This is a genomic window from Shewanella sp. T24-MNA-CIBAN-0130, from assembly GCF_040310185.1.
GTDB classification, from domain to species: domain Bacteria; phylum Pseudomonadota; class Gammaproteobacteria; order Enterobacterales; family Shewanellaceae; genus Shewanella; species Shewanella psychromarinicola.
Window position 1 is genome coordinate 1 of the sequence record NZ_JBEOPP010000224.1, and the last position, 291, is coordinate 291.

Sequence of the window (291 nt, forward strand, 5' to 3'; positions counted from 1 at the left end):
TGAAAATAGAGACCGGCATCATAGCGTTTTCCGCTAACTCTGAATGACTCGTTATAACATCGATAACATGGACGCTGTTCTTCACTAGGTAACGTAACGCCTGCTTTAGCTAGCGTCGAACTAGTTACTGCAGCTAAATGACTGTTTCCATTAAATGTAACGTCAGTAACGCCTGTAACTTCTTCCAGTAACAATTCATTTTTCATGCTAAGCTCCCAATCGCGGACCAAACATCCAACCAGTCACCATAAATGCCAACAGGTAAATACTTAGAAGGGCAATGTACTGTAA

The 291-nt window shown here is 41.6% G+C and carries 1 protein-coding gene; it reads right to left on the reverse strand.

Annotated features, from left to right (window positions below):
- Positions 1–206: hypothetical protein (locus AAEZ02_RS22155; RefSeq protein ID WP_351125158.1), on the reverse strand; the 206-nt coding region annotated here is incomplete at its 3' end.
- Between the last annotated feature and the right edge of the window lie 85 nt (positions 207–291).